Consider the following 3,744-nt stretch of genomic DNA (forward strand, 5'->3'; position numbering starts at 1 on the left):
GGGCGAGGCGGCGACGGGACTTGGGCTTCTCCTGCGGGGCGGTGAGAACGGACGACTGCTCCCGGAGGTCCTCGGCGTGCTGCTTGGCGTCCGCGGCCAGCTTGCCCAGGATCTCCGCCTGTTCCGCGCGGCGGTCCCGCAGCACCTGGATACCGCGGCTCGCGCCGAAGAGGGCCAGGCCCGCGGGCCCGCGGGTGGCGGCCACGGCGGCCTCCCCGAGGAAGCGGGGATCCTTGAGGTCGAACGCCTTCCGGGCGGCGGTGCCGGCGTTCTTCAGGTCCTTCTCGGCGGACTTGATGGCCTTACGCTCGGCGGCGCGATCGCTTCGTGTGCTCATGGGTAGATGGTGGCACAGCCCTCGGACAGCGACCACCACCTCGCCGACATCCACCGGGACCGCGTGGCAGGATGGTCGTCGTGAGCATCGCAACGCAGAAGGCAACCATCCACACGAACAAGGGCGACATCGTCGTCGATCTGTTCGGCAACCACGCCCCGGAGACGGTCGCGAACTTCGTCGGTCTGGCCGACGGGTCGAAGGACTACTCCCAGGCCAACGCCAAGGGCGAGAAGTCCGGCCCGTTCTACGACGGTTCGATCTTCCACCGCGTCATCTCCGGGTTCATGATCCAGGGCGGCGACCCCACGGGAACCGGCCGCGGCGGCCCGGGCTACCAGTTCAAGGACGAGTTCCACCCGGAGCTCCAGTTCACCGAGCCGTACCTGCTGGCCATGGCCAACGCCGGCCCGGGGACCAACGGTTCGCAGTTCTTCGTCACCGTGGGCCCGACTCCGCACCTGAACAACCGGCACACCATCTTCGGGAAGGTCGCGGACGCCGACTCGCAGAAGGTCATCGACGCCATCGCCACCACCAAGACCGGCGCCATGGACCGCCCGGTCGAGGACATCGTGATCGAGTCGATCGAGATCTCCTGACTCCTGATCTCCTGACTCCTGATCCACAGGGTCGTGGCGACACGGCCCGGCCAGCGGCGCGGGCACCGGAACACCGGTCCCGCGCCGTCGGTCTATCCACGACGATCCAGGAACGGTGACAGCACACCAGCCCATGACCACCCAGACGCACAGCGGCGGCGCCGTCTCCCGCTTCTTCCGACGCCAGCCGGTGACCGCGTGGCTCATCACCGCCAACCTCGCGGTCTACGCCGCCACGGTCGCCCAGTCGCGGAGCATGCTCGGCAACCACACCTCGGCGCTGTTCGAGGCCACGGCGCTCTATCCGCCGCTGGTCGCGGCGCGGGACGAGTGGTGGCGCCTGATGACCTCGGCCTTCCAGCATTTCGGGCCGATGCACCTCCTGCTCAACATGTACATGCTGTGGATCCTCGGTCTGGGCATCGAGCGCAGCATCGGACACGCCCGGTTCTTCGCGCTGTACCTGGTCTCGGCCTTCGGCGGCTCCGTCGCCGTGATGTTCTACGGCCAGAACGCGCTCACGGCCGGGGCGTCCGGCGCCATCTTCGGCCTCATGGGTGCCTACGCGATCGTCGCGATGTCGATGCGCCTCGACGTCAAGGGGATCGGGATACTGCTGGTGCTCAACATCGGCGTGAGCTTCCTCGTTCCCGGCATCTCCCTCGCCGCCCACCTGGGCGGCCTGGTGGTGGGCGCGCTCGGAGCGGTCGTCCTGGTGGTCCTGCCCCGTCGACTGCCGGGACGGGTGGGTCGTGGCGGTCGGGAGACCGTGTCGTGGCTCGCCTACCTGGGACTGGTGGCGCTCGTCGCCGTGGCCGCCTGGTACGCGGCCGACACCATGCAGTGGGGTTACGTCCTCAGGCGATAGATCCGGGGCCGCCGGTATCCGACCCGCCGGTATCCGACCCCGTGGCATCCGAGCCGCCGGCCCCCGGCCCCCGGGTCCCCCCGAATCCCAGGCCCACCAGCCTCTCCCTCACCTCACGCGGATCGGTCCCCAGGTCTCCCCGCGTGAACACGTCGAGCTGCTCCCGCCCCCGGTCGTCCACGTACTCCAGTCGCATGAGGTGCTGGCGCACGCCCCATCTCGCGACCCCGAGCGCGCGCGCCTCGACGACCTGCGCCGGCGGCACGAACACCACGCCACCGAGCTTCTTGATCGCGAGCTGTCCGTCCACCACCTCTATCCGGGGACGCCGCATCAACTGCATCACCCCCGCGGGGACCACGAGCAGCGCCAGCAGCCCGGTGAGGATGAGCCCCAGGGGATCCCGGTTGGTCAGTCCCACCACCACCGCACCGACCCCGAGGGCGATCTGCGCGGCCGGCCACAGGGTCCCCGGGCCCCACGACGCGGCCTGGTGTCCGCCGGTGGACGCCGTTGTCTCACTCATCCCGCCATCCTCCCTTATCCACAGGCGGAATCCACAGTGTGGATGAATCACACGGGTGGAGTTCGATCCGCGTTCGAGAGGGCAGCACCCCGACCTGCGGCGTCGTCCTCGTCGTCGTCGTCGAGGGTTTATCCCCAGTGTGGAGGGAGTTGTCCACAGCCTGTGTGCGCGGGCGCGGGCATCGCTAACACCGGTCACTTCGCCGAATACACCACCGTGACCTGCATGGATGTCAATTCGATGAGAAAATGCAGGTCACCCCCCGCGTCGTGCGGGGGGTGACCTGTGAATTAAGCTGTGGAATGCGGGGAACGGGGTTCCGGTAGAACGGGTGTCAGCGCCAGTTCATGGTCATGAGCAGCCCGACCACGGCCAGCCCGAAACCGATGGCGAAGTTCTGCCAGGTCTCGAGGGACTGCATGAACGGGATCCGCTCACCGGCGATGTAGTAGGTCACCAACCACGCCAGGCCCAGGATCATGAGACCGAACATCACGATCAGGTACCACTGCGCGGTGGGCGTCCCCTTGACCTTGACGGGGGTGCGGCTGACGGCCGCGTCGGTGTACTCGGTCTTCGACCGGACCTTTGACTTGGGCATGACGTCCTCGCACTGGTGGGGCTGATCCAGGCCACTCTACCAAGACCCGCCGGGGACGTTCATCCCGACGACAGCAGTACGCTGCATCTATGCGCATCCTCGTCGTCGACAACTACGACAGCTTCGTCTACAACCTGGTCCAGTACCTGGGACAGCTGGGCGCGACGTGCGAGGTGTGGCGGAACGACGACGAGAGACTCGCCGGCCCGGACGGCGGCTACGACCCGGCGTCGCTCGCGGGCGTGGTCGCCGAGTTCGACGGCGTCCTGCTGAGCCCGGGCCCGGGGACGCCGGACCGGGCGGGAGCGACGATCCCGCTGATCGGGGTCTGTGGGCGCGCGGGTGTCCCGGTGCTGGGCGTGTGCCTGGGACACCAGGCGATCGGTGAGGCCTTCGGCGCCACGGTCGACCGGGCCGCTGAACTCATGCACGGCAAGACGAGCCGGGTCACCCACGACGACTCGGGCGTCCTCGCCGGGATCCCCAGCCCGTTCACGGCGACGCGCTACCACTCGCTGACGGTGCTCCCGGAGACCGTCCCGGAGGAACTCGTGCCCACCGCGTGGACCGGGTCCGGGCTGATCATGGCGATGCGGCACCGCGAACTGCCCGTCCACGGGGTCCAGTTCCACCCCGAGTCCGTGATGAGCGACGGCGGCCACCGCATGCTCGCCAACTGGTTGGGCATGTGCGGCGAGCAGCCTGCGGAGACCCTGGTGGCGGGTCTGGAGCAGGAGCTCGACCGGGCCCGCGGCGCCGCGCTCGCCTGACAGGCCGCACCGCGCCGAGTCCCCGCGCGCCGAGTCCCCG

The 3,744-nt window shown here is 69.0% G+C and carries 5 protein-coding genes and 1 pseudogene; 3 read left to right on the forward strand and 3 right to left on the reverse strand.

Annotation, left to right across the window (positions count from 1 at the left end):
• Window positions 1-337 (reverse strand): annotated as a pseudogene (locus tag G6028_RS15575) (hypothetical protein); the annotation flags it as partial.
• Between the two features lie 71 nt (window positions 338-408).
• Here G6028_RS15575 and G6028_RS15580 point away from each other — a divergent pair.
• A complete protein-coding gene (locus tag G6028_RS15580; RefSeq protein WP_179524029.1) occupies window positions 409-939 on the forward strand; it encodes a peptidylprolyl isomerase in 531 nt (176 codons plus the stop codon).
• Window positions 940-1,072: 133 nt separating this feature from the next.
• The gene (locus tag G6028_RS15585) at window positions 1,073-1,807 is read left to right on the forward strand and encodes a rhomboid family intramembrane serine protease (protein ID WP_182659417.1); all 735 of its coding nucleotides are present in this window, start codon (window positions 1,073-1,075) and stop codon (window positions 1,805-1,807) included.
• On the opposite strand, the gene G6028_RS15590 is transcribed toward G6028_RS15585, so the two are convergent.
• Window positions 1,797-2,333: a PH domain-containing protein gene (locus G6028_RS15590; RefSeq protein WP_241730820.1), complete on the reverse strand. Its 537-nt coding sequence runs from the start codon at window positions 2,331-2,333 to the stop codon at window positions 1,797-1,799. The two genes, G6028_RS15585 and G6028_RS15590, sit on opposite strands and share 11 nt — an antisense overlap.
• Window positions 2,334-2,667: 334 nt before the next feature.
• A complete protein-coding gene (gene crgA / locus G6028_RS15595; protein WP_179524031.1) occupies window positions 2,668-2,934 on the reverse strand; it encodes a cell division protein CrgA in 267 nt (88 codons plus the stop codon).
• An 89-nt stretch (window positions 2,935-3,023) separates the two neighbouring features.
• Between crgA and G6028_RS15600 the strand changes: the two genes are divergently transcribed.
• Complete coding sequence (locus G6028_RS15600) at window positions 3,024-3,704, forward strand: aminodeoxychorismate/anthranilate synthase component II (RefSeq protein ID WP_182653882.1); 681 nt, start codon at window positions 3,024-3,026, stop codon at window positions 3,702-3,704.
• Window positions 3,705-3,744 lie beyond the last annotated feature (40 nt).

Source organism: Dietzia cercidiphylli (genome assembly GCF_014145145.1).
Taxonomy (GTDB): Bacteria; Actinomycetota; Actinomycetes; order Mycobacteriales; family Mycobacteriaceae; genus Dietzia; species Dietzia natronolimnaea.

What these genes read in the sequence shown, in the direction of transcription:
- G6028_RS15600 (WP_182653882.1), top strand. Translation starts at nt 3,024, where the DNA reads ATGCGCATCCTCGTCGTCGACAACTACGACAGCTTCGTCTACAACCTG.
- G6028_RS15585 (WP_182659417.1), top strand. Translation starts at nt 1,073, where the DNA reads ATGACCACCCAGACGCACAGCGGCGGCGCCGTCTCCCGCTTCTTCCGA.
- G6028_RS15590 (WP_241730820.1), bottom strand. Translation starts at nt 2,333, where the DNA reads ATGAGTGAGACAACGGCGTCCACCGGCGGACACCAGGCCGCGTCGTGG.
- crgA (WP_179524031.1), bottom strand. Translation starts at nt 2,934, where the DNA reads ATGCCCAAGTCAAAGGTCCGGTCGAAGACCGAGTACACCGACGCGGCC.
- G6028_RS15580 (WP_179524029.1), top strand. Translation starts at nt 409, where the DNA reads ATGGTCGTCGTGAGCATCGCAACGCAGAAGGCAACCATCCACACGAAC.